We start from the raw sequence: 24852 nt of genomic DNA on the forward strand, positions 1-24852 counted from the left end.
GTGTGTTACCAAACATTGTAAATTTAGCGTCTTAACTATCTCTTTGGCCTATTGATGATTGGCAAATAATTTCTGAGGTCTATACTCGCAATAATGAAATACGGTGCCATTTTATTGCCAGTCTCAGCAGGCTATCTCGGGGGCGTCACTACGCCGAAGTTAGTACTTACCAGGGTAACGTTATCCCGGCTGGAACCGTCTTGTTCTTTATATAAACGGAGTTAACACAGGGATGCGATTAACGACGAAATTCTCCGCATTTGTAACACTACTGACGGGATTGGCGATCTTCGTTACCCTGATTGGCTGTTCACTCAGTTTTTATACTGCTATCCAGAATAAGGTTGCTAACCGCGTACAAGCGGTAGCGGCCGTTGTTGATGCGCGTTTGATCTCCTCCTCACCCTCTGCTCTCTTGCATCAGCTTGATGAATTAATGGTGCCGGTAGACATCATCGGTATTGATGTCAAACAGGGCGAGCACGTTATCCTCAGTTACACTCGTAAAAGCACTTACCGCCCGGCAGGCAGCAATTATCAATACCGGGAGTTGCAGATTCCTTCGGTGAAAAACCCAGGATTTGTGATAACACTGGTCTATCAGGATCCAATGGCGAACTATTTTCGTTCGCTGCTGACGACTGCGCCGCTAACGCTGGCGATCGGCTTTATGATTGTCATTATCTTTTTGTCGGTGCGCTGGTTGCGCCGACAACTTTCCGGGCAGGAGTTGCTGGAAACACGCGCCACGCGGATCCTCAATGGCGAGCGAGGTCCGCAAGTCCGCGGCAGCATTTATGAATGGCCGTCGCGCACCAGCAGCGCGCTGGATGTGCTGCTGACGGATATCCAGTTCGCCAGCGATCAGCGTAGTCGTATGGATACGTTAATCCGCTCTTATGCCGCGCAAGATACCCGCACTGGCCTCAATAACCGTCTGTTTTTTGATAATCAGTTGGCGACCTTACTGGAGGACCAGGAAAAAGTCGGAGCGCATGGTGTGGTGATGATGATCCGCCTGCCGGATTTTGACCTGCTACGCGATAGCTGGGGATTGTCGGCGGTCCAGGAGCATCTCTTTGCGCTGATCAATTTACTCTCCACCTTTATTATGCGTTATCCTGGCGCGCTGCTGGCCCGTTATCATCGTAGTGATTTTGCGGTTCTGCTCCCACACCGCACGTTAAAAGAAGCGGAAAGTATCGCCGGGCAGATCCTCAACGCGGTGGATGGCTTGCCGCCGAGCAAAATGTTGACCCGCGAAGATATGATGCATATCGGGATTTGCGCCTGGCGCAGCGGGCAGTCCACCGAGCAGGTTATGGAGCACAGTGAAGCCGCCGCGCGCAATGCGGTGCTGCAAGGTGGTAATAGCTGGTCGGTGTATGATGACTCGTTACCAGAACAGGGGCGTGGCAATGTTCGCTGGCGCACGCTGATTGAGCAAATGTTAAGCCGGGGTGGGCCGCGTGTTTACCAGAAACCGGCGGTGAATCGTGACGGACAGGTGCATCATCGGGAATTAATGTGCCGTATTTACGACGGCGAGCAGGAAGTGATTGCCGAAGAGTATATGCCGATGGTGCTGCAATTTGGTTTATCCGAAGAGTATGACCGTCAGCAGGTGACACGACTGATTCCGTTTATCCGTTTCTGGCCGGAAGAAAACCTTGCTATGCAAGTGACGGTTGAGTCGCTGATCCGCCCGCGTTTTCAGCGCTGGGTGCGTGATACGCTAATGCAGTGCGAAAAATCGCAACGTAAACGGATTATTTTTGAACTTGCCGAGGCGGATGTTTGTCAACACATCAGCCGATTACAGTCAGTTGTGCGTTTGATCAATGCATTAGGCGCTCGCGTGGTGGTTAATCAGGCGGGGCTGACGTTGGTTAGCACCAGTTGGATTAAAGCGTTGGATGTTGAGTTATTAAAGCTGCATCCGGGGTTGGTCAGGAACATTGAAAAACGCACGGAAAACCAGTTGCTGGTTCAAAGCCTTGTGGAGGTGTGCAAAGGCACGCGTACGCGGGTTTTCGCCACGGGCGTCCGCTCCAGGGTGGAATGGCAGACGCTGGTGGAATGTGGCGTTGCGGGTGCGCAGGGGGATTTCTTCGCCGCTTCTCAACCGCTCGATACCAATGTGAAAAAATATTCGCAAAGATATTCGGTTTGAACTGCTGTTTGAGCCGTTTTCACGTAGAATAATGCGCGCTGCTTTGTATGGGGGTGTGCTTGCCTGCCCGCCGGATCGTTGCGGCGTTTAAAAAGCCGGTTTGACCTTTGACAGGTTGTAAACGCAGGGTACTGGAACAGTTGGATTTTATCGCTTCCGGACGAAGTCATGTCGTTTTGCAACAAAGGAAACAAACTGCACTAATTTTCACCGTAGCAGACAGTTTTTGCGCCTTGTCGCTGCTGCGTGTGGTTGGTAAAGTAAGCGGATTTTGTTTCCGCCCCAGCTTTCAGGATTATCCCTCAGTATGTTGAAAAAATTTCGTGGCATGTTTTCCAATGACCTGTCCATTGACCTGGGTACCGCGAATACCCTGATTTATGTAAAAGGACAAGGCATCGTATTGAATGAGCCTTCCGTGGTGGCCATTCGCCAGGATCGTGCCGGTTCACCGAAAAGTGTAGCCGCTGTAGGTCATGAAGCGAAACAGATGCTTGGTCGTACGCCAGGCAATATCGCCGCTATCCGCCCGATGAAAGACGGCGTTATTGCTGACTTCTTCGTGACCGAAAAAATGCTGCAGCACTTTATTAAACAAGTGCACAGCAACAGCTTTATGCGTCCGAGCCCGCGTGTACTGGTTTGTGTTCCGGTTGGCGCGACCCAGGTTGAACGCCGTGCAATTCGTGAATCTGCTCAGGGTGCTGGCGCCCGTGAAGTGTTTCTGATTGAAGAACCGATGGCTGCCGCGATTGGCGCAGGCTTACCGGTTTCTGAAGCGACCGGTTCAATGGTTGTGGATATCGGTGGTGGTACCACCGAAGTGGCGGTTATCTCCCTGAACGGTGTGGTGTACTCCTCTTCCGTGCGTATCGGTGGTGACCGTTTTGATGAAGCGATTATTAATTATGTGCGCCGTAACTACGGTTCTCTGATTGGTGAAGCAACGGCAGAGCGCATCAAGCATGAAATCGGTTCTGCGTACCCGGGTGATGAAGTGCGCGAAATTGAAGTCCGTGGCCGTAACCTGGCTGAAGGCGTACCGCGTGGCTTCACGCTGAACTCCAACGAAATTCTGGAAGCGTTGCAGGAACCGTTGACGGGCATCGTAAGCGCTGTGATGGTCGCACTGGAACAGTGCCCACCGGAACTGGCGTCCGATATCTCCGAACGCGGTATGGTATTGACCGGCGGCGGCGCGCTGCTGCGTAACCTCGATCGCCTGTTGATGGAAGAGACAGGTATTCCAGTTGTAGTTGCAGAAGATCCACTGACTTGCGTAGCGCGTGGCGGCGGCAAGGCGCTGGAAATGATCGACATGCACGGCGGCGACCTGTTCAGCGAAGAATAGTCCGTGTCAGATTCGGAGCTCTATGTCGCTCCGAATCTGGCTGGCCTGAGAATACGCAAAGCCTATGAAGCCAATTTTTAGCCGTGGCCCGTCACTGCAGATTCGTCTTTTCCTGGCGGTCCTGGTGGCGCTCGGAGTCATTATTGCCGACAGCCGCCTCGGTACGTTCAGTCAAATCAGAACGTACATGGATACTGCCGTCAGTCCTTTCTATTTTATTTCTAACGGTCCTCGCGAATTATTAGACAGCGTTTCGCAAACGCTGGCCTCGCGCGATCAGCTTGAGCTTGAAAATCGGGCATTGCGTCAGGAATTGCTGCTGAAAAACAGCGAGCTGCTAATGTTAGGGCAGTATAAGCAGGAGAACGCGCGCCTGCGTGAACTGCTGGGTTCACCGCTGCGTCAGGATGAGCAAAAAATGGTGACCCAGGTTATTTCAACGGTGAATGACCCTTATAGCGATCAAGTGGTTATCGATAAAGGCAGCGTCAACGGCGTATATGAAGGTCAGCCGGTGATCAGCGATAAAGGCGTGGTGGGGCAGGTTGTCGCGGTAGCGAAACTCACCAGTCGGGTGCTGCTGATTTGCGATGCGACCCACGCATTGCCCATCCAGGTACTGCGTAATGATATCCGCGTGATTGCCGCTGGTAACGGTTGCACCGATGATCTCCAACTGGAACATCTGCCCGCGAACACCGATATCCGTGTCGGCGACGTGCTGGTGACCTCTGGCCTTGGGGGGCGTTTCCCGGAAGGTTATCCGGTGGCGGTCGTTTCCTCGGTCAAACTGGATACACAGCGTGCTTACACGGTGATTCAGGCGCGTCCAACCGCAGGTCTGCAACGTCTGCGTTATCTGCTGCTGTTATGGGGCGCGGATCGTAATGGTTCTAACCCAAGAACGCCGGAAGATGTCCATCGCGTCGCGAATGAACGTCTGCTGCAAATGATGCCGCAGGTGCTGCCTTCTCCGGATGTGATGGGGCCGCCAGCACCCATGCCAGCTCCTGCGACCGGCATGACGCAACCACCTCCCTCAGCCTCGACGGGAGGGCAATAGTGGCAAGTTACCGTAGCCAGGGGCGCTGGGTTATCTGGCTCTCGTTTTTCATTGCTCTGTTGCTTCAAATTATGCCCTGGCCGGATGACATCATTGTCTACCGGCCAAACTGGGTGCTGCTTATTCTGCTTTACTGGATCCTGGCGTTGCCGCACCGCGTAAATGTCGGTACGGGTTTCGCCATGGGTGCCATACTGGATCTGATTAGCGGATCCACACTTGGCGTACGTGCGTTGTCATTAAGCATTGTCGCCTATCTGGTCGCACTGAAATTTCAGTTATTCCGTAATCTGGCGCTCTGGCAACAGGCGCTGGTGGTGATGTTGTTGTCGTTGGCTACCGAAGTGATTGTCTTCTGGGCGGAATTTTTGGTGATTAACGTTTCGTTCAAGCCTGATATTTTCTGGAGCAGTCTTGTCAATGGCGTGCTCTGGCCATGGCTGTTCCTGTTAATGCGTAAAATTCGCCAGCAGTTCGCGGTGCAATAAAGGTTTTTATGACAGATATCTGGCTTGCTTCCGGCTCCCCTCGTCGTCAGGAACTGCTCACCCAGTTGGGCGTAACGTTCAGGCGCATTATTCCGGGCATTGAAGAACAGCGTCAGGCGCAGGAATCCGCCCGGCAATACGTAACGCGGCTGGCGCGAGAAAAAGCGCAGGCGGGCGTGGCGATGGCAACGCAGGATCTGCCGGTGTTGGGTGCCGATACCATCGTGATATTTAATGGTGAAGTGCTTGAAAAACCGAAAGACTCCTCGCATGCTGCCAGTATGTTGCGTCAGCTTTCCGGGCAAACACATCAGGTGATGACCGCGGTGGCGCTGGCGGACAGCCAGTATCTGCTCGATTGCCTGGTGGAAACGGAAGTGACCTTCAGAGTGTTGTCAGACGCGGATATCGCCGCTTATGTTGCCAGCGGTGAGCCACTGGATAAGGCGGGCGCCTACGGTATTCAGGGCGCTGGCGGCTGTTTCGTCAGGAAGATTAACGGTAGCTATCATGCCGTTATGGGGTTACCGCTGGTAGAAACCTGGGAATTGCTGAGCAATTTTAACGCACTGCGCGAGGGAAGAGATAATCATGACGGCTGAATTACTGGTCAACGTAACACCATCGGAAACACGCGTCGCGTATATTGACGGCGGTATCCTTCAGGAAATTCACATCGAGCGTGAAGCACGGCGCGGGATAGTAGGCAATATCTACAAAGGTCGGGTTAGCCGGGTTCTGCCGGGTATGCAGGCGGCTTTTGTAGATATTGGTCTGGAAAAGGCGGCATTCCTTCACGCTTCCGACATTATGCCGCACACTGAATGCGTCGCCGGAGAAGAGCAGAAGAACTTCACCGTCCGCGATATTTCCGAGCTGGTTCGTCAGGGACAGGATCTGATGGTGCAGGTGGTGAAAGATCCCCTCGGTACGAAAGGTGCACGCCTGACCACGGACATTACCCTCCCTTCACGTTATCTGGTGTTTATGCCAGGTGCTGCACATGTGGGGGTTTCCCAACGTATTGAAAGTGAAGCCGAGCGCGAGCGCCTCAAGCAGGTCGTGGCAGCCTATTGCGATGAGCAGGGCGGTTTTATCATTCGCACGGCGGCGGAGGGCGTATGTGAAGAGGATCTCGCCTCTGATGCGGCCTACCTGAAGCGCGTCTGGACCAAGGTGATAGAGCGCAAAAAGCGCCAGCAGTCGCGCTGCAAACTGTATGGCGAACTGGCGCTGGCACAGCGTGTGCTGCGCGATTTCGCCGATGCCCATCTCGACCGTATTCGCGTTGACTCCCGGCTGACATTTGAAGCGTTGCTGGAGTTTACTGCGGAGTACATCCCGGAGATGACCAGCAAGCTTGAGCACTACAGCGGGCGGCAGCCGATTTTCGATCTCTTTGATGTGGAAAACGAAATTCAGCGGGCGCTGGAGCGGAAAGTTGAGCTGAAATCGGGCGGTTATTTGATCATTGATCAGACCGAGGCGATGACCACGGTGGATATCAATACCGGTGCGTTTGTCGGCCATCGTAATCTCGACGACACTATCTTCAACACTAACATTGAAGCCACGCAGGCGATCGCCCGCCAGCTGCGTTTACGCAACCTCGGCGGCATTATCATTATCGATTTTATCGACATGAATAATGAGGATCATCGCCGTCGCGTACTGCATTCTCTGGAGCAGGCATTGAGCAAGGATCGGGTGAAAACCAGCATCAATGGTTTCTCCCAACTTGGGCTGGTGGAAATGACCCGCAAGCGCACGCGTGAAAGCGTGGAACATGTTCTGTGTAATGAGTGTCCGACCTGTCATGGCCGTGGCACCGTAAAAACGGTGGAAACCGTGTGCTATGAAATCATGCGCGAGATTGTGCGTGTGCATCATGCTTACGATTCCGATCGCTTCCTGGTTTACGCTTCTCCGGCGGTGGCCGAGACACTGAAAGGCGAAGAGTCACACGCGCTGGCGGAGGTGGAAATCTTCGTCGGTAAACAGGTCAAAGTACAAATCGAGCCGCTCTATAATCAGGAACAGTTCGACGTAGTAATGATGTGATTGCGCAGCGCGCTGCGACACGAGCGGGTCTGGTTGTTGGGTTGACAAGGAGAGAGGCGTGAGGCGACTGCCGGGGATATTGCTGCTTACAGGAGCGACGCTGATTGTCATCGTGGCGCTGCTGGTGAGTGGGTTACGCCTTGTCCTTCCCCATCTGGATAACTGGCGCCCGCAGATTCTGGCGCAGATCGAAGCTCGCACGGGGATAGTGGTGCAGGCCGGGCAGATTCAGGCGCGCTGGGAGAATTTCGGCCCTGAGCTGGAAGTGCGCGATATCCACGCCGCGATGAAAGACGGCAGCGACCTCTCCATTAAACGTGTAACCCTGGCGCTGGATATCTGGCAAAGCCTGCTGCACCTGCGCTGGCAGTTCCGCAATCTTACCTTCTGGCAACTGGTCGCACATACCAATACGCCGCTGCAACGTAACGATACGAGCGACGCCCTTGAGACGGATCGCATGAGCGATCTGTTCCTGCGTCAGTTCGATCACTTTGATCTGCGTGACAGCCGCATCAGCTTCCTGACCCTTTCCGGGCAACGTGCCGAACTGGCGATCCCGCAATTAACCTGGCTCAACAGTAACGATAGACACCGTGCAGAAGGGCAAGTCAGTCTTTCCAGTCTGACCGGCCAACACGGCATTATGCAGGTACGAATGGACCTGCGTGATGACAACGGGTTACTGAACAATGGGCGTGTCTGGTTGCAGGCGGATGATATCGATGTCAAACCCTGGCTTGGCGAATGGATGCGCGACAACGTTGCGCTCAATAGCGCGCGTTTCAGCCTGGAAGGCTGGATGGCGCTGAATAAAGGCGTGGTCGAAAGCGGCGATGTCTGGTTAAAGCGGGGCGGTGCCAGCTGGCAAGGGGATAACACGGTACACCGGATGACGGTGGATAACCTTACGGTACATGTGTCGCGCCAGCAGCAGGGGTGGCAGTTTGATGTACCTGCCACACGCATTGCCATTGACGATCGTGCCTGGCCGCAAGGTTCGCTGAGTTTTGCCTGGGTTCCGGCACAGGAGACTGGCGGGGCAGGCGGCGTTCAGAGCGATGAGTTACGCGTGCGTGCCAGCAATCTTGAGCTCAGCAGGCTGGAAGGATTGCTGCCGATTGCCGAAAAAATCTCGCCACAGCTCTACAACATCTGGGGCACGATGCAGCCCAGCGGACTGCTGGAACAGTTAGCGCTGGATATTCCGTTGCAGTCCCCCGGTAAAACGCGTTTCCAGGCGCGTTGGAAAGATATCGCCTGGAAACAGTGGCAGCTACTGCCTGGTGTGGAGCATCTGGGCGGAACACTTGAAGGGAGCATGGACGACGGCCGGTTGACCGTGAATATGGCGAAAGCAAAGATGCCGTATGAGACCGTGTTCCGCGCGCCGCTGGAGATTGAAAAGGGCGAGGCTACGCTGAACTGGCAGCAGAACGAGCACGGTTTTCAACTCGATGGGCGCAACATCGATGTGCAGGCCAATGCCATTCATGCTCATGGTGGTTTCCGTTATCTTCAGCCGCAGGATGATGAGCCCTGGCTCGGCATTCTGGCAGGGATCAACGTTACGGATGGCGGTCAGGCATGGCGTTATTTCCCGGAAAACTTGATGGGTAAAGCGTTAGTGGATTATCTCAGCGCCGCCATTCAGGGGGGGCAGGCGCAAGATGCCACGCTGGTCTATGGCGGCAATCCGCGTCTGTTCCCTTATAAACACAATGAAGGCCAGTTTGAAGTACTGGTGCCGCTGCGTAACGCGACGTTTGCTTTCCAGCCTGACTGGCCGGCGCTGAAAAATCTCGATATTCAGCTCGATTTTATTAACGATGGCCTGTGGATGAAGAGCGATAACGTTGCGCTCGGCGGCGTGACGGCCAGTAATCTGACCGCGAATATTCCGGACTATGTAAAAGAAAAACTGCTCATCGATGCGGATATCAACGGGCCTGGCAAGGCGGTAGGACCCTATTTTAAAGAGACGCCGCTGCATGACTCTCTTGGCAACGCGCTGGAAGAGCTGCAAGTTGATGGCGACGTGAATGCTCGTTTACATCTTGATATCCCGCTGGACGGCGAGAGGACGACCGCCAAAGGCGAGGTCATGCTGCGTAATAACGGCCTGTTTATCAAACCGCTTAATAGCACTCTGAAGGATCTCAGCGGCAAGTTCAGCTTTGTGAACGGCAATCTGCAGAGCGAGCCACTACAGGCCACCTGGTTTAATCAGCCGCTAAATGTGAATTTCTCAACCACCGAAGGCGACAAAGCCTATCAGGTGGCGGTGAATCTGGACGGTAACTGGCAACCTGCGCGCACCGGCGTTTTACCCTCACAGCTCAATGATGCGCTGCGCGGCAGTGTCGCGTGGAAAGGCGATGTCGGCATTGAGTTACCGTATAAGTCTGGTGCGACCTATAAAGTTAACATTGATGGCAATCTGAATAATCTCGCCAGTACCTTACCGCCGCCGCTGGACAAACCGGCGGGCAAAGCGCTGCCGGTCAAGCTGAAGGTGGAAGGGAATCTGCACAGTTTTGATCTCACCGGGAACGCGGGCAGCACCAACCATTTTAATAGCCGCTGGTTGCTGAGTAACAAGCTGGGGCTCGATCGTGGGATCTGGACGTCAGACAGTCGAACCGTGCCTCCGCTACCGGATCAGAGCGGGCTGGAATTAAACCTTCCGGCGATGAATGGCGCGCAATGGCTGGGCTTGTTACGCCAGGGGGTGGCGAACAATGTCAGTAATACCACCACGTTCCCACAAAGCATCACCCTGCGCACGCCGGCGCTGACGCTGGGCGGGCAGCAGTGGAATAACCTGAGTATCGTGTCGCAACCGCAGGCTTCCGGCTCGCTGATCGAAGCGCAAGGGCGGGAGATTAGCGGGACACTGACCCTGCGTGATAATGCGCCGTGGCTGGCTGCAATTCGTTATCTCTACTACAACCCGTCAAGCACCGAGCCCAATGATGATGATATTTCGTCGCCTTCAACGCTGCTGCGTGGCAAAACCCGGGTGGATTTCACCGGCTGGCCCGATTTGCAGTTACGCTGCGCAGAGTGCTGGCTGTGGGGGCAAAAATATGGCCGCATTGACGGCGATTTCGCCATTAAAGGCGAGACGATGACGCTGGTTGGTGGCCTGGTCGATAGCGGTCTTGCACGCCTGACAGCTGAAGGCGAGTGGGTGAACAAAGCCGGTGATGAGCGTACCTCCATCAAAGGCGCTCTGCGCGGCGATAAGCTCGATTCGGCAATGGGTTTCTTCGGCGTGCCAACGCCTGTACGGGGTTCCTCTTTCGATATCAACTATGACCTGCACTGGCGTAACCCACCCTGGGAGCCGCAGGAGGAGTCGCTCAACGGTATCCTGCGTACGCGGTTGGGCAAGGGGCAAATCACCGATATCAGCACCGGCCATGCCGGGCAGCTATTGCGTCTGTTCAGTGTTGATTCGTTATTGCGAAAGTTGCGTCTGGATTTTAGTGACACATTCAGCAGTGAGGGTTTCTGGTTCGACTCGATTCGCAGTACTGCGTGGATCAAAGATGGTGTGCTGCACAGCGACGATACGCTGGTGGACGGCCTGGAAGCGGATATCGCCATGAAAGGTTCGGTGGACCTGGTCCGGCGGGAACTGGATGTTGAAGCGGTCGTCGCACCGGAAATTTCCGCTACCGTTGGCGTCGCGGCGGCATTTGCGGTTAACCCGATTGTTGGCGCAGCGGTGTTTGCCGCCAGCAAAGTTCTGGGGCCGCTGTGGAATAAAGTCTCGATTCTGCGTTACCGCATTACCGGTCCGGTGGATCAGCCGCAGATCAACGAAGTCCTGCGCCAGGCGCGGACGGATAAAAAGCAATGATTTGACGGCATCAGCGAATTGCCTCAAGCTCCTTATATCGCATTTTTTATTGCCCGAAGTGGCGGCAACGACGAGAAAATAATGATGAGTCTTAATCTGGTGAGTGAACAACTGCTGGCAGCGAATGGCCTGAGCCATCAGGATCTGTTTACCATTCTTGGCCAACTGACCGCGCGTCGTCTTGACTACGGCGATCTCTATTTTCAGTCGAGCTATCACGAATCCTGGGTTCTGGAAGACCGCATCATCAAAGATGGTTCTTATAACATCGACCAGGGCGTGGGTGTGCGGGCCGTGAGTGGAGAGAAAACCGGTTTCGCCTATGCTGACCAAATCAGCCTGCTGGCGCTGGAGCAGAGCGCACAGGCGGCACGCACCATCGTGCGTGAAGAGGGCGACGGGAAGGTAAAAACCCTGGGGGCGGTGGAGCATCAGCGCCTCTATACCAGCATCGATCCGCTGCAAAGTATGAGCCGCGAAGAGAAACTGGATATTCTGCGCCGTGTGGATAACGTTGCCCGGGCGGCGGACAAGCGCGTGCAGGAAGTTTCCGCCAGTCTGACCGGTGTTTATGAGCTGATTCTGGTGGCGGCAACCGATGGTACGCTGGCGGCGGATGTGCGTCCGCTGGTGCGTCTGTCGGTTAGCGTCCAGGTTGAAGATGATGGCAAGCGCGAGCGTGGTTCCAGCGGCGGCGGTGGTCGTTTTGGTTATGACTGGTTCCTGCAAGAGGTCGATGGCGACGTACGCGCAGATGCGTGGGCCAAAGAAGCCGTACGTATGGCGTTGGTCAATCTTTCTGCTGTTGCTGCGCCCGCGGGCACGTTGCCGGTGGTATTGGGCGCTGGCTGGCCTGGCGTGCTGCTGCACGAAGCGGTCGGTCACGGTCTGGAAGGCGATTTCAACCGTCGCGGCACATCAGTGTTCAGTGGTCAGATGGGGCAACTGGTCGCCTCTGAACTTTGTACCGTGGTGGATGACGGCACCATTGTTGACCGCCGCGGCTCGGTTGCTATTGACGATGAAGGTACGCCGGGCCAGTACAATGTGCTGATCGAAAACGGTGTGTTGAAAGGGTATATGCAGGACAAAATGAACGCGCGTCTGATGGGGGTTAAACCTACCGGTAACGGGCGTCGTGAGTCTTATGCACATCTGCCGATGCCGCGCATGACCAATACCTATATGTTGGCAGGTAAATCCACGCCGCAGGAAATTATTGAATCGGTGGATTATGGTATCTATGCGCCGAACTTTGGCGGCGGCCAGGTGGATATCACCTCCGGCAAGTTCGTGTTCTCGACCTCTGAAGCCTACCTGATCGAAAAAGGCAAGGTCACCAAAGCGGTAAAAGGCGCGACGCTGATTGGCTCCGGCATTGAAGCGATGCAGCAGATCTCCATGGTGGGTAATGACCTGAAGCTGGACAACGGCGTTGGCGTTTGCGGCAAAGAGGGCCAGAGCTTACCGGTCGGCGTGGGACAGCCGACGCTGAAAGTGGACAAACTCACCGTCGGCGGCACGGCATAATGGCTCACCGCTCCTCTCCTTTACGGGAGGGGAGCATCACACACTGCGGCCTTGCATACTCTGGTAAACCTTTGCCACATCGATAAAGTAATCCGTCAGATAGTTAATACACACCTGCACCTTGAGCGGCAGCTTATCCTTTTCCGTATACAGCGCATAAACCGGGCGGGGATCCGATTGATAACGCGGCAGCAGGATCTCCAGCGTGCCATTGTTGATCTCATCGATCACCCACATTAACGGCACAAATGCGATCCCGGCTCCGGCGGTCAGCCAGCGCGTCAGCGTCATCGGATCGTTGGTGACAAAACGCCCCTGCGGGATCAACCGCGTGGAGATCCCCTCCGGCGCGACCAACTCAAACTCATTATCCGGGCGCACGCTGTACTCCAGCCAGGAGTGATTTGCCAGATCGGCGGGTTTTTCAGGAATGCCGTATTGGGCAAGATAGTTTTTGGCAGCGCAGACCACCATCGGCATTGCGCCAAGACGGCGGGAGAAGAGACTGGAATCCTGCAATGCTCCAACGCGGATCACCACATCCAGCCCGTCGGCGATCAGATCCGGCGCAGGGATACCGGTCACCAGGTTAACCGACAATCCCGGATGCTCTTTCAGCATATCCGCTGTCATTTTTGCCAGCACATTTTGCGCCATGGTTGAAGAACTCCCAATGCGCAGCGTGCCGATAGGTGTGTTGTTAAACGCATAAAGTTGCTCGTGTACATCCTGTACCTCATGCAGCATCCTTCGACAGCCCTGGTAGTAAATTTTACCGGCTTCGGTCAGCCCCAGGCTGCGCGTGCTGCGGTTAAGCAGCTTTACCTGCAACTCATCTTCCAGCTTTGCCACCGTCTGGCTGATGGACGAAACGCTCATTTGTAACTGTCGGGCAGCGGCGGTAAAAGAGCCCAGCTCCACCACTTTGGCAAATACCGACATCCGCTTTAGTCGTTCCATTATTCACTCTGGCTTAAAAGTGATTTAGATCACATTATATAGATAACAGCATAACAGTTACGTTAATATACTGTTAGCTGAATAATCACCCTGGGGCGGCTAAGCCCGATCAGGGTAAGAAAAAACGCGTCACTCTCGCCTGGCTTTCCTTGCCCTTACTCCTGCGGTGACGTGAGAAAAATTGTCACCTGCGTGCTCTCTAATCAAGGTCAACATGAGTCTGTTTCCCGTAATCGTGGTGTTCGGTTTATCGTTCCCACCGATTTTTTTCGAATTAATTTTGTCACTGGCGATCTTCTGGCTGGTGCGCCGTGTGCTGGTCCCGACCGGGATCTACGACTTTGTCTGGCACCCGGCGTTATTTAATACCGCGCTCTACTGCTGCCTGTTTTATCTGCTGTCGCGCCTGTTTGTTTGAGGTAGATGTGAAAACACTAACAAGAAATATCACCCGTACCGCCATCACGATGGTACTGGTTATCCTGGCATTCATCGCAATCTTCCGCGCCTGGGTTTATTACACTGAATCGCCCTGGACGCGCGATGCACGTTTTAGCGCTGACGTCGTCGCCATCGCGCCGGATGTCACCGGTCTGGTAACGTCAGTCAATGTGCATGACAACCAACTGGTGAAACAGGGACAAGTTCTGTTCACTATCGATCAGCCGCGCTATCAAAAAGCCCTGGAACAAGACGAGGCGGATGTCGCCTATTACGAAGCGCTGGTCAGCGAAAAACGCCGTGAAGCCGGGCGTCGTAACCAATTGGGCGTGCAGGCGATGTCGCGAGAGGAAATCGACCAGGCCAATAATACGCTGCAAACCGAACTGCATCAGTTAGCAAAAGCCGTTGCGACCCGCGATCTGGCGAAGCTGGATCTAGAACGCACGATTATTCGCGCCCCGGCGGATGGCTGGGTCACCAACCTTAACGTTTACGCCGGTGAGTTTATCACCCGTGGTTCTACCGCTGTGGCATTGGTGAAGCAGAACACGTTCTATGTTCTGGCTTATATGGAAGAGACCAAACTGGAAGGTGTGCGCGCGGGTTACCGGGCGGAAGTGACCCCATTGGGCAGTAATCAGGTATTGAAAGGAACCGTGGATAGCATTGCCGCCGGGGTAACGAATGCCAGTAGCAGCAATGACAGCAAAGGAATGGCAACCATTGACTCCAATCTGGAGTGGGTTCGTCTGGCACAGCGTGTGCCGGTGCGTATCCGCCTCGATCAGCAACAGGGGAACCTGTGGCCGTCGGGCACGACCGCGACAGTGGTGGTGACGGGGCAATCCGATCGCGATGAAAGCCAGGACTCTTTCTTCCGCAAAATGGCGCATCGTCTGCGTGAGCTGGGGTAATCGCTATGGGGCTGTTCTCAATTGCCAGCCAGCATCTGCGTTTTGCCTTCAAACTGGCCTTTGCCGTGGTGCTGGCGTTGTTCGTCGGTTTTCACTTTCAACTTGAAACGCCACGCTGGGCGGTGCTGACCGCTGCTATTGTTGCTGCGGGGCCGGCCTTTGCCGCTGGCGGCGAACCTTATTCCGGTGCGATCCGTTATCGCGGGATGTTGCGCATTGTCGGCACCTTTATTGGTTGTATTGCCGGATTAACCATTATTATCACGCTGATCCGCACCCCACTGCTGATGCTGATGGTGTGCTGTATCTGGGCCGGGTTTTGCACCTGGGTCTCTTCGCTGGTGCGCGTCGAAAACTCCTATGCCTGGGGACTGGCGGGTTACACCGCGTTAATTATTGTCGTCACCATTCAAACTGAACCGCTGCTGGCCCCGCAATTTGCCGTTGAACGTTGCAGCGAAATTGTCGTGGGTATTCTCTGTGCGATTGTCGCCGATCTGCTGTTTTCCCCGCGCTCAATTAAGCAGGAAATTGACCGTGAACTGGATAGTCTGCTGGTGGCGCACTATCAACTGATGCAGTTGTGCATCAAACATGGCGACAGTGAAGAAGTCGACAAAGCCTGGGCCGCCCTGGTGCGCCGGACGACCGCGCTGGAGGGCATGCGCACCAACCTGAAAATTGAGTCTTCCCGCTGGGGGCGTGCTAACCGACGCCTGAAGGTGATAAATACTCTGTCGCTGACATTAATCACGCAGGCGTGCGAAACGTACCTGATTCAAAATACTCGCCCGGAGCTGATCACGGACACCTTCCGCGATCTGTTCAATGAGCCGGTCGACAGTGTGCAGGATGTTCACAAACAGATGAAAAGAATGCGTCGCGTGATCGCCTGGACCGGTGAGCGGGAGACGCCGGTGACCATTTATAGCTGGGTTGGCGCGGCAACCCGCTATCTGCTGCTGAAACGTGGCGTGATGGGTAATGCGAAGATCGGCACCATTGAAGAAGAGGTGTTGCAGGGCGAAACGGTGGTGAAACCGGAATCGGCGGAGCGCCATCATGCGATGGTTAACTTCTGGCGCACGACATTATCATGCATGCTTGGGACGCTGTTCTGGTTATGGACGGGCTGGACATCTGGCAGCGGTTCGATGGTGATGATTGCCGTTGTCACCTCACTGGCGATGCGTTTGCCTAATCCGAAAATGGTGGCAAAAGACTTTATATACGGCATGTTATGGGCGTTGCCTATCGGGTCGTTCTATTACTTAGTGATCCTGCCTTCTACCCAGCAAAGCATGCTGCTGCTCTGTATCAGTATGGCGGTGCTTGCGTTCTTCATTGGCATAGAAGTGCAGAAACGGCGTTTGGGCTCGATGGCGACACTGGCGGGAACCATTAATATCCTGGTGCTGGATAACCCCATGACCTTTAAGTTCAGCCAGTTTCTGGATAATGCGCTGGGGCAACTGGTGGGTGTGGTGCTGGCGATGCTGGTGCTGCTGCTGGTGCGGGATAATTCGCAAGCACGCACCGGACGCATGTTGTTGAATCAGTTTGTGTCGGCGGCGGTGTCGGCGATGACCACCAATGCTGCGCGCCGTAAAGAGAACCATTTGCCTGCGCTGTACCAGCAGCTTTTTCTGCTGTTGAACAAATTTCCCGGCGATATAGCGAAGTTTCGTCTGGCATTAACGCTGATTATTGCTCACCAGCGCCTGCGCGATGCGCCTGTACCGATTAATGACGATCTCTCGGCGTTTCACCGGCAGCTACGTCGTACCGCCGCGCAGGTCATTTCTGCCAGTAACGATAATAAGCGCCAGCTCAGTTTTACGCAGTTACTGGATGAGCTGGACATTTACCAGCATAAATTGCACCACTGGGATGCTCCGCCGCAGGTTACAGAGCCTGTACACCGGCTGACAGGCATGTTACGGAAATACCAGCATGCGCTTACCCGCAGTTAAACACAGAACCGACGCCAAAAGCGTCGGTTTTTTTATGTCTATACTTGGGAAGAGATTTCACATATCACCGATCAGGAGGACAAATGACCACGCAGGCACTGCAGGATAACGCGCTTTTTCAGACCGGTTATCTGGTTGATGGCGTCTGGAAATCGCTGGCTACCACATTTGACGTTCTGAACCCCGCCACCGGTGAAGTCATTGCGAAAGTTGCTAAAGCAGGCAAAAAAGAGACGGAAGAGGCCATCGCCGCTGCGAGCCGGGCCTTCCCCGCATGGCGGGCGAAAACCGCGAAAGAACGTTCCACCATTCTTTATCGCTGGTATGAATTGATCATTGAAAATAAAAGCTGGCTGGGTCGGTTGATGACCACCGAACAGGGCAAGCCCTTGAAAGAAGCCGAAGGCGAAGTGGAATATGCCGCCAGCTTTATTCAGTGGTTTGCGGAGCAGGCCAAACGCGCCAACGGGGAGATTATTCCCCCGATTAAGCCCGGTTCGCGGATCCTGGCGACCCGAGAACCCGTCGGTGTGGTGGCGGCTATTACGCCGTGGAACTTCCCGATGGCGATGCTGACGCGCAAACTGGGACCAGCGCTGGCTGCGGGTTGTACCGGGGTCATCAAGCCTGCCAATAACACGCCGCTTAGCGCGTTTGCCTTGCTGACGTTGGCAAAAAAAGCGGGAGTACCGGATGGTGTGCTGAATGCCGTTGCCGGCAATACCGCTGAAATCAGCGATGCAATTATGGCCAGCCATGACGTGCGCAAGATTTCGTTCACTGGTTCGACCGCTGTCGGTAAAACGCTGGTGCGCAATGCCGCCGAAACGATGAAGAAAGTGTCGATGGAGCTTGGCGGGAACGCACCTTATATCGTGTTTGAAGATGCGGACATCGACGCGGCGGTGCAGGGGGCGATTGCTAATAAATTCCGTAATGCCGGTCAGGTTTGTGTCAGCGTTAATCGTTTTTATATCCATGAATCGGTCTATGAGCAGTTTACCCAGAAGTTGAGCGCAGCAGTGAGCGCGCTGAAGGTTGGGAATGGTCTGGATGAGGGGGTAGTCGTTGGCCCGCTTATTGAAACTGCCGCCGTGGAGAAAGTGCGCGAGCATGTGGACGATGCGGTGGCCAAAGGCGCGAAAGTGCTGACGGGCGGCAAACCTCATAGCCTCGGGGGTAATTTCTGGCTTCCCACGGTTCTGGGCGATTGCAGTGACGGTATGAAACTGGCGCAGGAAGAGACATTTGGTCCGGTGGCGGCCTGTTTCCGGTTTACCTCGGAGGAGGAGGTCGTGACGCGGGCTAATGCCACGCCTTTTGGTCTTGCGGCCTACTTCTATACGCAGAATCTGCAGCGGGTATTCCGTGTTTCGCAGGCGCTTGAGAGCGGGATGATCGGCATTAACGAATGCGCTGTATCAACGGAACTGGGGCCATTTGGCGGGGTGAAGGAGTCGGGACTGGGCCGTGAAGGATCGGTGCTGGGACTGGAGGAATTCCTTGAAGTGAAAACCCTGCATCTCGGGGGACTGTAACGTTACGGGCGGCGGATGCCGCCCCGTTGGCGGGGGGCGGAGACCATGAAAACCTATACGTTCGATTTTAAAAACATTGTTGATCAACGTGCTTTCTATCGCGAATTTACCCACCAGTTCGCTATTGATCGCGAGAAAATTCACGATCTGGATTCATTGTGGGACGTGGTGATGGAAGGGGAGTTACCGTTACCGGTGGAGATTGAGTTTACGCATTTACCGGAAAAACAGCGTCGCCGTTTTGGTGCGTTGATTTTGCTGTTCGACGAAGCTGAAGAGGAGTTGGAAGGTCAGTTGCGCTTTAATGTTCGCTGAAGGCAAAAAAAAGCCCCTGACAGGCAGGGGCAAGTCGTCGGACAAGACGACGAGGGTTTATTTATACAGTTCCGCCGTTACGTGCGTATGGTCGCCCGTACGTGCTTCGATAATGCGATAGCTGCTGGCACCCGCCTCGTCAGCTTTTGCGGACAGTTCCTGGCGAATATCCATCGGCACACCGGCTACCTGTGATACAGAGACGCTGCCCATAGGTTGCAGGTTGCTGGCCTGATCGTTAGTGACCAGGGTGGCGGCGCTTGCGCCAAAAGAGATCAGTGAAGCAAGGCCAAGGGATGCGATGATCAGATTACGTTTCATTGTCAGTCTCCTTAAGAGCGTCTCAACAGCGAGAAGGATTGAACCACTTTTTTTATGCCTGGTGCTGTTGAGCGACATTACATAGGGTTTATTGGTAAAACTTATTTGTACAGTTCAGCAGTAGCGTGCCACTGGTCACCGGTACGGGCTTCGATGATGCGGTAAGCCGATGCGCCTTGTGCTTCCGCTTTTTTGTTCAGCTCAGCACGCATATCCATCGGAGAAGAGGCGATCGCGCCAACAGAAACGGTGCCCAGAGACTGGCGGGATTGTGCCTGATCCGCATTGATGGAATCAGCGGCGAATGCGCCGAATGACAGTGCTGACAGCAGGCTCAGTGTTGCTACAGTTGATTTGATATTCATGATGCTTACCTCGTCGTATTCTTTGCTTTAATTTCTTCGGGGGTCTTATTTCGTGACCCTCATCACAAAATCAAGTATACACTAATCACGCAAAGAATTAATACCAAGCTAATTATAACTCTCAATTATCGGAATAAAGGATGTGCTTTTTTATTACCTTGAGGCATAAAAAATCACCGCTACGGCATAAATTACTTAACGATAGTTAATAAAATCATATGGATATCTGGATTTGATTTTTTGTGCGGTGGTATGCGCTGGAGCGGTCAAGCGAAACGATAAATCGCACTAACTGTTAAAGTAAGCGTGGTGAAATGTCGGGGTGAGGGGAAGAAAAGCCGAACATTCCCCCACGGTAAAAACCGGGGGGAAAGCGATTAAAGCTCCTGTTCGAAGACTTGCAGGATCGCTTCGTACAGTTGTTTAACGGTAAAGTTGCTGGAAGGCGTAGTAAAGATGGTGTCGTCACCGGCGATGGTGCCGAGGATCCCTTCTGCTTTACCCAGAGAATCCAACAGACGTGCAATAAGCTGCGCAGCACCCGGGCTGGTGTGGATCACGACCACCGCGTCGTTATAGTCGATATCCAGCACGAGGTTTTTCAGCGGACTGGACGTGGTCGGGACGCCAAGTTCAACCGGCAGGCAGTAAACCATTTCCATTTTTGCGTTGCGTGTGCGCACCGCACCGAATTTGGTCAGCATGCGGGATACTTTGGACTGATTAATATTGTCGAAGCCTTCATCCTGCAACGCCTGAACAATTTCTCCCTGAGAACTGAATTTCTCTTCTTTAAGCAGCGCTTTGAACGCTTTAACTAATTCTTCTTGTTTTGCCGAGCTTCGCATAAGTCACCCGTATTATGGCCATGAAAACAACATCATTATGCATATTGATGAATTTTTATGCAAATAATCTGCTGAGGTAAATTCTGAAAAAAACCGTGGAAGGCGCGGAGTTTATCAAAAACTGCCATGAAGGACAGTGGCTTGTGTCCTGCGTCGCAAATAACATTTGAAAGTAAAGTAAATGTTATAAAGTTGATGTAATTTTGGTGAACAACAGAGCTATATTATAAACTCTCTGTGTTAGTTGCTTAGTTTGCCGATCTGTCGGTCGTATCCACCTACTATAAGATCTAACAGTGTGCCAGTCCGCAGAATTTTTGCAGGGTCATTGTCATAATTATCAGGGTGAATTAAGGTCGCCGCAACGGAGTAACAAAATATTTAGCTAACCATAATAAGGAGTTTAGGATGAAAGTCGCAGTCCTCGGCGCGGCCGGCGGTATCGGTCAGGCGCTAGCCCTACTACTGAAAACACAACTGCCTTCTGGTTCAGAACTCTCACTCTATGATATTGCCCCTGTCACGCCAGGGGTCGCTGTGGATCTCAGCCATATTCCGACCGATGTGAACATTCAAGGCTTTGCCGGCGAAGACGCTACCCCTGCGCTGGTCGGGGCTGATGTCGTCCTGATTTCGGCTGGCGTCGCACGTAAACCGGGTATGGATCGCTCCGATCTGTTCAACGTGAATGCGGGTATCGTCAAAAATCTGGTGGCGCAGGTGGCGAAAACCGCGCCAAAAGCCTGCATTGGCATTATCACCAACCCGGTGAACACCACCGTGGCTATTGCTGCTGAAGTGCTGAAAAAAGCCGGTGTCTATGATAAGAACAAGCTGTTTGGCGTGACCACGCTGGATATCATCCGTTCTAATACCTTTGTCGCCGAACTGAAGAACAAACAGCCAGGCACTATTGAAGTGCCGGTGATCGGTGGCCACTCTGGCGTCACCATCCTGCCGTTGCTGTCACAGATTCCGGGCGTGAGTTTTACTGAGCAGGAAGTCGCTGATCTGACCAAACGTATCCAGAATGCGGGTACAGAAGTGGTTGAAGCGAAAGCGGGTGGCGGCTCTGCAACACTTTCTATGGGCCAGGCCGCTGCGCGTTTTGGTCTGTCGCTGGTGCGCGCGCTACAAGGTGAACAAGGCGTGGTGGAATGTGCGTATGTTGAAGGTGACGGCGAGTATGCGCGTTTCTTTGCACAACCGCTGCGTCTGGGGAAAAACGGTATCGAAGAGCGTCATGCTATCGGTAAGCTCAGCGCATTTGAGCAGCAGTCGCTTGAAGGCATGCTGGAGACGCTACATAAAGACATCCAGCTTGGCGTTGACTTCGTTAACCGCTAAAAGCTGTAGCCCCGCGATGGCGGGAAGCGAAAAAAAACCGGAGCCTGTCGCTCCGGTTTTTTGTTGTCGTCAATTGGTCGACGGGTATTCCTGAATCGTGACTTTGAAGGTCAACTTCTTATCATCACGCATCACTTCCACCGGGATTTCCGAACCCGGGCGAATTTCCGCGACCTGATCCATGGTTTCGAGAGCTGAAACCGCAGGTTTACCGTTCACGGACGTAATCACATCATTCACCTGGATGCCTGCGCGCGCGGCTGGCCCATCGGTTGAGACTTCGTTAACGACAATCCCCTGAATCGGATCGATGCCACCGCCCTGCGAATGCAATGGAGCGATTTCCCGACCGCCAATACCGATATAGCCCCTGATTACCCGGCCATCGCGAATCAACTTATCCATAATCTTGGTAGCCAGCTGGAAGGGGATCGCAAAACCAATGCCTTCTGGCGTCTCACCATCATTACTTTTATCGAAGGAAAGGGTGTTGATGCCCATCAGTTCACCCAGCGAGTTAACCAATGCACCACCGGAGTTGCCGTGGTTGATGGAGGCATCGGTTTGCAGGAAATTTTGCCGACCGGTAGGGTTCAGGCCGATACGACCGGTGGCGCTGATAATCCCCTGGGTAATGGTTTGCCCGAGGTTATACGGGTTGCCGATAGCCAAAACCACATCACCGATATGCGGTGTGCGTTTGGCATTGATGGGGATCACCGGCAGTCCGCCGGTGGCGTTAACCTTCAGTACCGCCAAATCGGTCAGTGAATCCGAACCGACCAGCAGCGCCTCAAACACACGACCATCCTGCAACGCGACGATGATCTGGTCTGCGTCGTTAATCACGTGTTTGTTGGTAATGATATAGCCGCGTTGATCCATGATTACGCCAGAACCGAGGGTGCGGATTTCGAGGCGGTCATGGGTGGAGCTATTCAGGCTGCGGTTATAGACATTCACCACTGCGGGCGCCGCGCGACGAACTGCCTGGTTATAACTGGCGGGTGTTTCGTCTGCGCTGTCGAATTGACGTGACATCAGAGGGTTATGCTGGCGTAACGAAGGCATGGCGGCGATGATCAGGCCACCCACGACAACACCGATTGCAACCGAGCGTAAAAGCTTCACATACATGATGGGATAGTCATTAATAAGAGGGAACGGCAGCAGCATACCATGAGTTACCCGGACATCACATGCGGCGGTGATGCCCGGGAAGGGGAAACGCTTAACGCAGCAATAAATAGATGCTGTCGTTTCCGCGGATGATATGCAACGCCATTACCGAAGGTTTCGTTTCCAGCACTTTGCGCATTTCCGCGATGGATTGCACACGATCGCGGTTCACGCCAATGATCACATCATCTTTGTGCAGACCGGCCTGCGCAGCGGCGCTGCCTTTCTCTACCTCGCCAATGGTAATGCCTTTGGTGCCGTCTTTAAGCTGGCCATCGCTTAACTCTGCACCCTGCAAGAAGGGAGAAATCAGCTCCGCGCTGGCGGAAGAGGAGGTGCTTTTATCCAGCGTCACTTCCACATCCAGCGGTTTACCATCGCGTAGAATGCCGAGTTTCACTTTTGAACCGGGTTCTGTGGTGGCAATACGTGAACGCAGCTCAGCAAAGCTGTTTAAAGACTTCCCGTTCAGGCTAACAATCACATCACCGGATTTGATTCCTGCTTTTGCAGATCCGGAATTCGGTAACACTTCGCTGACAAATGCGCCACGCTGAACATTGAGATTAAAGGCTTTGGCGATGTCTGCGCTCATCTCCGTGCCTTTAATACCGAGCAGGCCGCGTTTTATCTCACCAAACTGAATCAGTTGCTTAGAGAGCGTTTGCGCCATATTGCTGGGAATGGCAAAGCCAATGCCTACGCTACCGCCGCCCGGTGCGAGGATCGCCGTATTAATACCGATCAGCTCACCGTTAAGATTCAGCAGTGCGCCGCCGGAGTTGCCGCGGTTGATAGAGGCGTCGGTTTGAATAAAGTTTTCCAGCCCTTCAAGATTCAGACCGCTTCGCCCAAGCGCAGAGACAATGCCGGATGTCGCCGTCTGACCCAGGCCGAACGGGTTGCCAACAGCGACAACGAAATCGCCCACGCGCAACGTATCCGAATCGGCAATAGCGATTTGCGTCAGGTTAGACGCGTTTTGCAGCTGCAGCAGAGCAATATCGCTCTGATCGTCGCTGCCAATCAGTTTGGCTTCGAACTCGCGCCCATCGTTCAGTTGCACATTGATTTTTTGCGCCTGATTGATGACGTGGTTATTGGTCAATACATAACCTTTGGCGGCATCGATAATGACGCCGGAACCCAGACCTTCAAAGGGCTGCGGTTGCTGCTGCTGATCCGGCATCTCTTCGCCGAAATATTTCTTCAGTTCCTCAGGGATTTTCCGACCCTGTACGGCTGTGCCTTCAACCTGCACACTCACCACAGCGGGCAGAACCTTTTCCAGAACCGGCGCAAGGCTTGGTAGCGCACCCTGGCCAGGCACTTGTGATGGCATCGCCGCCATCGCCTGGAATGGTGCCGAGAGAGTTAACCCGACACTTAACGCAAACGCACTCAACAGCTGGGTTGGTTTCTTCATTGATGCTGGCTCTCGTTACCTGAAGTGAAAGGAATGACGCTCCAAAACAATTTGATGTTATTGAAATTTCAACCGCGTAACAATGAGGTGAACGACTAAATAATAGCTGCGATGCAGAAGAAGGGACGGGCGCGCGATACGCGCCCGTAAAAATAAGGAAAAGGAGCGATTATTTGCGGTTTGCGCTGCCGCGCAGCAGGCCGGATGCGCCTTCTGAATAGTCGCGCGGGATCTGTACCGGCGCCTGATCGTTGCTGGCTTCGGATTCAGCCAGACGGTTACGGAACGGGTTTTCTTCCGCGGACATTTCCGGCAGCAGGCTGGAGGAGCTTTTGGCCATGTGCTGGTAAAGCTGGCGGTAGTCGTGTGCCATGTTATCCAGAAGCTCTGCGCTGCGAGCAAAGTGGCTCACCAGCTCTTCGCGGTACTCTTCCAGTTCGGCTTTGTTTTTTTCCAGTTCGTATTGCAAGGCCTGTTGTTGGCGCAATTTGCGGTTTCCGAAACGCATGCCCACGGCACCGATAATAATGCCGACAACCAACCCAATTAGCGCATATTCCCAGGTCATGAACTTCTCCCGTTGTTTTGTGATTCCGTAGGGTCCCGGCAGCAAGCTCCTGCCTGCGCCTGATAGTGCCACTATAACCGCTAATAGTGCAGAAGTGGAATCCTGCCGCAGCATCGCGTA

At 53.9% G+C, this 24852-nt stretch carries 21 protein-coding genes; 14 read left to right on the forward strand and 7 right to left on the reverse strand.

Annotated features, from left to right (window positions below; all coding sequences use genetic code 11):
* Positions 1-232: 232 nt before the first annotated feature.
* The 8 genes from csrD (at position 233) to tldD (ending at position 12534) form a co-directional block, all read left to right on the forward strand.
* Positions 233-2173: an RNase E specificity factor CsrD gene (gene csrD / locus ABGA49_RS11875; RefSeq protein WP_134318631.1), complete on the forward strand. Its 1941-nt coding sequence runs from the start codon at positions 233-235 to the stop codon at positions 2171-2173.
* 307 nt (positions 2174-2480) lie between these two features.
* Entirely contained in the window at positions 2481-3524 is a 1044-nt protein-coding gene (gene mreB, locus ABGA49_RS11880) for a rod shape-determining protein MreB (RefSeq protein WP_006818047.1), read from the forward strand.
* Between the two features lie 64 nt (positions 3525-3588).
* Complete coding sequence (mreC, locus tag ABGA49_RS11885; protein WP_061492962.1) at positions 3589-4587, forward strand: rod shape-determining protein MreC; 999 nt, start codon at positions 3589-3591, stop codon at positions 4585-4587.
* Positions 4587-5075, forward strand: coding sequence for a rod shape-determining protein MreD (gene mreD / locus ABGA49_RS11890; RefSeq protein ID WP_061492963.1), 489 nt, complete (start codon positions 4587-4589; stop codon positions 5073-5075). Before mreC ends, mreD begins: the two co-directional genes overlap by 1 nt.
* Positions 5076-5083: 8 nt before the next feature.
* Positions 5084-5677 (forward strand): nucleoside triphosphate pyrophosphatase, encoded by a 594-nt coding sequence (locus tag ABGA49_RS11895; RefSeq protein WP_061492964.1) that lies wholly within the window; start codon positions 5084-5086, stop codon positions 5675-5677.
* Complete coding sequence (gene rng / locus ABGA49_RS11900) at positions 5667-7136, forward strand: ribonuclease G (RefSeq protein WP_347665598.1); 1470 nt, start codon at positions 5667-5669, stop codon at positions 7134-7136. The genes ABGA49_RS11895 and rng overlap by 11 nt, the downstream gene beginning before the upstream one ends.
* A 58-nt stretch (positions 7137-7194) precedes the next feature.
* The gene (gene yhdP, locus ABGA49_RS11905) at positions 7195-11004 is read left to right on the forward strand and encodes an AsmA2 domain-containing protein YhdP (protein ID WP_134318632.1); all 3810 of its coding nucleotides are present in this window, start codon (positions 7195-7197) and stop codon (positions 11002-11004) included.
* Positions 11005-11088: 84 nt separating this feature from the next.
* The gene (gene tldD, locus ABGA49_RS11910) at positions 11089-12534 is read left to right on the forward strand and encodes a metalloprotease TldD (protein ID WP_134318833.1); all 1446 of its coding nucleotides are present in this window, start codon (positions 11089-11091) and stop codon (positions 12532-12534) included.
* Between the two features lie 36 nt (positions 12535-12570).
* Here the strand turns inward: tldD and aaeR are convergent, their stop codons facing one another.
* Positions 12571-13494, reverse strand: a complete 924-nt coding sequence (gene aaeR, locus ABGA49_RS11915) for an HTH-type transcriptional activator AaeR (RefSeq protein ID WP_061492968.1) — start codon at positions 13492-13494, stop codon at positions 12571-12573.
* 214 nt (positions 13495-13708) lie between these two features.
* On the opposite strand from aaeR, the gene aaeX reads away from it, so the two are divergent.
* The 5 genes from aaeX to ABGA49_RS11940 all read left to right on the forward strand — a co-directional run bounded on the left by aaeX (position 13709) and on the right by ABGA49_RS11940 (position 18678).
* Positions 13709-13912 carry a p-hydroxybenzoic acid efflux pump operon protein AaeX gene (gene aaeX, locus ABGA49_RS11920; RefSeq protein WP_061492969.1) on the forward strand — a complete coding sequence of 68 codons (204 nt, stop codon included), beginning with the start codon at positions 13709-13711 and terminating at the stop codon, positions 13910-13912.
* A 7-nt stretch (positions 13913-13919) separates the two neighbouring features.
* The gene (gene aaeA / locus ABGA49_RS11925) at positions 13920-14852 is read left to right on the forward strand and encodes a p-hydroxybenzoic acid efflux pump subunit AaeA (RefSeq protein WP_088236604.1); all 933 of its coding nucleotides are present in this window, start codon (positions 13920-13922) and stop codon (positions 14850-14852) included.
* A 5-nt stretch (positions 14853-14857) separates the two neighbouring features.
* Entirely contained in the window at positions 14858-16825 is a 1968-nt protein-coding gene (aaeB, locus tag ABGA49_RS11930; RefSeq protein ID WP_347665599.1) for a p-hydroxybenzoic acid efflux pump subunit AaeB, read from the forward strand.
* Between the two features lie 83 nt (positions 16826-16908).
* Entirely contained in the window at positions 16909-18363 is a 1455-nt protein-coding gene (locus ABGA49_RS11935; protein WP_347665600.1) for an NAD-dependent succinate-semialdehyde dehydrogenase, read from the forward strand.
* A 45-nt stretch (positions 18364-18408) separates the two neighbouring features.
* The gene (locus ABGA49_RS11940; protein WP_061492973.1) at positions 18409-18678 is read left to right on the forward strand and encodes a hypothetical protein; all 270 of its coding nucleotides are present in this window, start codon (positions 18409-18411) and stop codon (positions 18676-18678) included.
* A gap of 57 nt (positions 18679-18735) precedes the next feature.
* On the opposite strand, the gene yhcN (ABGA49_RS11945) is transcribed toward ABGA49_RS11940, so the two are convergent.
* The 3 genes from yhcN (ABGA49_RS11945) to argR all read right to left on the reverse strand — a co-directional run bounded on the left by yhcN (ABGA49_RS11945) (position 18736) and on the right by argR (position 20212).
* Complete coding sequence (gene yhcN / locus ABGA49_RS11945) at positions 18736-18999, reverse strand: peroxide/acid stress response protein YhcN (RefSeq protein WP_061492974.1); 264 nt, start codon at positions 18997-18999, stop codon at positions 18736-18738.
* 101 nt (positions 19000-19100) lie between these two features.
* Positions 19101-19364, reverse strand: coding sequence for a peroxide/acid stress response protein YhcN (gene yhcN, locus ABGA49_RS11950; protein ID WP_061492975.1), 264 nt, complete (start codon positions 19362-19364; stop codon positions 19101-19103).
* 377 nt (positions 19365-19741) lie between these two features.
* Positions 19742-20212 (reverse strand): transcriptional regulator ArgR, encoded by a 471-nt coding sequence (gene argR / locus ABGA49_RS11955; RefSeq protein ID WP_061492976.1) that lies wholly within the window; start codon positions 20210-20212, stop codon positions 19742-19744.
* Between the two features lie 408 nt (positions 20213-20620).
* On the opposite strand from argR, the gene mdh reads away from it, so the two are divergent.
* Entirely contained in the window at positions 20621-21559 is a 939-nt protein-coding gene (gene mdh, locus ABGA49_RS11960; RefSeq protein ID WP_061492977.1) for a malate dehydrogenase, read from the forward strand.
* A 69-nt stretch (positions 21560-21628) separates the two neighbouring features.
* On the opposite strand, the gene degS is transcribed toward mdh, so the two are convergent.
* The 3 genes from degS to zapG all read right to left on the reverse strand — a co-directional run bounded on the left by degS (position 21629) and on the right by zapG (position 24732).
* Positions 21629-22696 (reverse strand): outer membrane-stress sensor serine endopeptidase DegS, encoded by a 1068-nt coding sequence (degS, locus tag ABGA49_RS11965; protein ID WP_061499737.1) that lies wholly within the window; start codon positions 22694-22696, stop codon positions 21629-21631.
* 94 nt (positions 22697-22790) lie between these two features.
* On the reverse strand, positions 22791-24164 hold the full coding sequence (gene degQ / locus ABGA49_RS11970) for a serine endoprotease DegQ (RefSeq protein ID WP_347665601.1): 1374 nt from the start codon (positions 24162-24164) through the stop codon (positions 22791-22793).
* Between the two features lie 169 nt (positions 24165-24333).
* Positions 24334-24732, reverse strand: a complete 399-nt coding sequence (gene zapG / locus ABGA49_RS11975) for a Z-ring associated protein ZapG (protein WP_088236601.1) — start codon at positions 24730-24732, stop codon at positions 24334-24336.
* Between the last annotated feature and the right edge of the window lie 120 nt (positions 24733-24852).

The organism is Kosakonia sp. WA-90 (assembly GCF_039871955.1).
Taxonomy (GTDB): domain Bacteria; phylum Pseudomonadota; class Gammaproteobacteria; order Enterobacterales; family Enterobacteriaceae; genus Kosakonia; species Kosakonia oryzendophytica.

Excerpts from the sequence above, each read along its gene's own strand:
- ABGA49_RS11940 (WP_061492973.1), top strand. The coding sequence starts at position 18,409 with ATGAAAACCTATACGTTCGATTTTAAAAACATTGTTGATCAACGTGCT.
- aaeB (WP_347665599.1), top strand. The coding sequence starts at position 14,858 with ATGGGGCTGTTCTCAATTGCCAGCCAGCATCTGCGTTTTGCCTTCAAA.
- mreB (WP_006818047.1), top strand. The coding sequence starts at position 2,481 with ATGTTGAAAAAATTTCGTGGCATGTTTTCCAATGACCTGTCCATTGAC.
- mdh (WP_061492977.1), top strand. The coding sequence starts at position 20,621 with ATGAAAGTCGCAGTCCTCGGCGCGGCCGGCGGTATCGGTCAGGCGCTA.
- degS (WP_061499737.1), bottom strand. The coding sequence starts at position 22,696 with ATGTATGTGAAGCTTTTACGCTCGGTTGCAATCGGTGTTGTCGTGGGT.
- yhcN (WP_061492975.1), bottom strand. The coding sequence starts at position 19,364 with ATGAATATCAAATCAACTGTAGCAACACTGAGCCTGCTGTCAGCACTG.
- aaeR (WP_061492968.1), bottom strand. The coding sequence starts at position 13,494 with ATGGAACGACTAAAGCGGATGTCGGTATTTGCCAAAGTGGTGGAGCTG.
- rng (WP_347665598.1), top strand. The coding sequence starts at position 5,667 with ATGACGGCTGAATTACTGGTCAACGTAACACCATCGGAAACACGCGTC.
- aaeX (WP_061492969.1), top strand. The coding sequence starts at position 13,709 with ATGAGTCTGTTTCCCGTAATCGTGGTGTTCGGTTTATCGTTCCCACCG.
- ABGA49_RS11895 (WP_061492964.1), top strand. The coding sequence starts at position 5,084 with ATGACAGATATCTGGCTTGCTTCCGGCTCCCCTCGTCGTCAGGAACTG.
- ABGA49_RS11935 (WP_347665600.1), top strand. The coding sequence starts at position 16,909 with ATGACCACGCAGGCACTGCAGGATAACGCGCTTTTTCAGACCGGTTAT.
- mreC (WP_061492962.1), top strand. The coding sequence starts at position 3,589 with ATGAAGCCAATTTTTAGCCGTGGCCCGTCACTGCAGATTCGTCTTTTC.
- tldD (WP_134318833.1), top strand. The coding sequence starts at position 11,089 with ATGAGTCTTAATCTGGTGAGTGAACAACTGCTGGCAGCGAATGGCCTG.
- degQ (WP_347665601.1), bottom strand. The coding sequence starts at position 24,164 with ATGAAGAAACCAACCCAGCTGTTGAGTGCGTTTGCGTTAAGTGTCGGG.
- csrD (WP_134318631.1), top strand. The coding sequence starts at position 233 with ATGCGATTAACGACGAAATTCTCCGCATTTGTAACACTACTGACGGGA.
- argR (WP_061492976.1), bottom strand. The coding sequence starts at position 20,212 with ATGCGAAGCTCGGCAAAACAAGAAGAATTAGTTAAAGCGTTCAAAGCG.
- zapG (WP_088236601.1), bottom strand. The coding sequence starts at position 24,732 with ATGACCTGGGAATATGCGCTAATTGGGTTGGTTGTCGGCATTATTATC.
- yhcN (WP_061492974.1), bottom strand. The coding sequence starts at position 18,999 with ATGAAACGTAATCTGATCATCGCATCCCTTGGCCTTGCTTCACTGATC.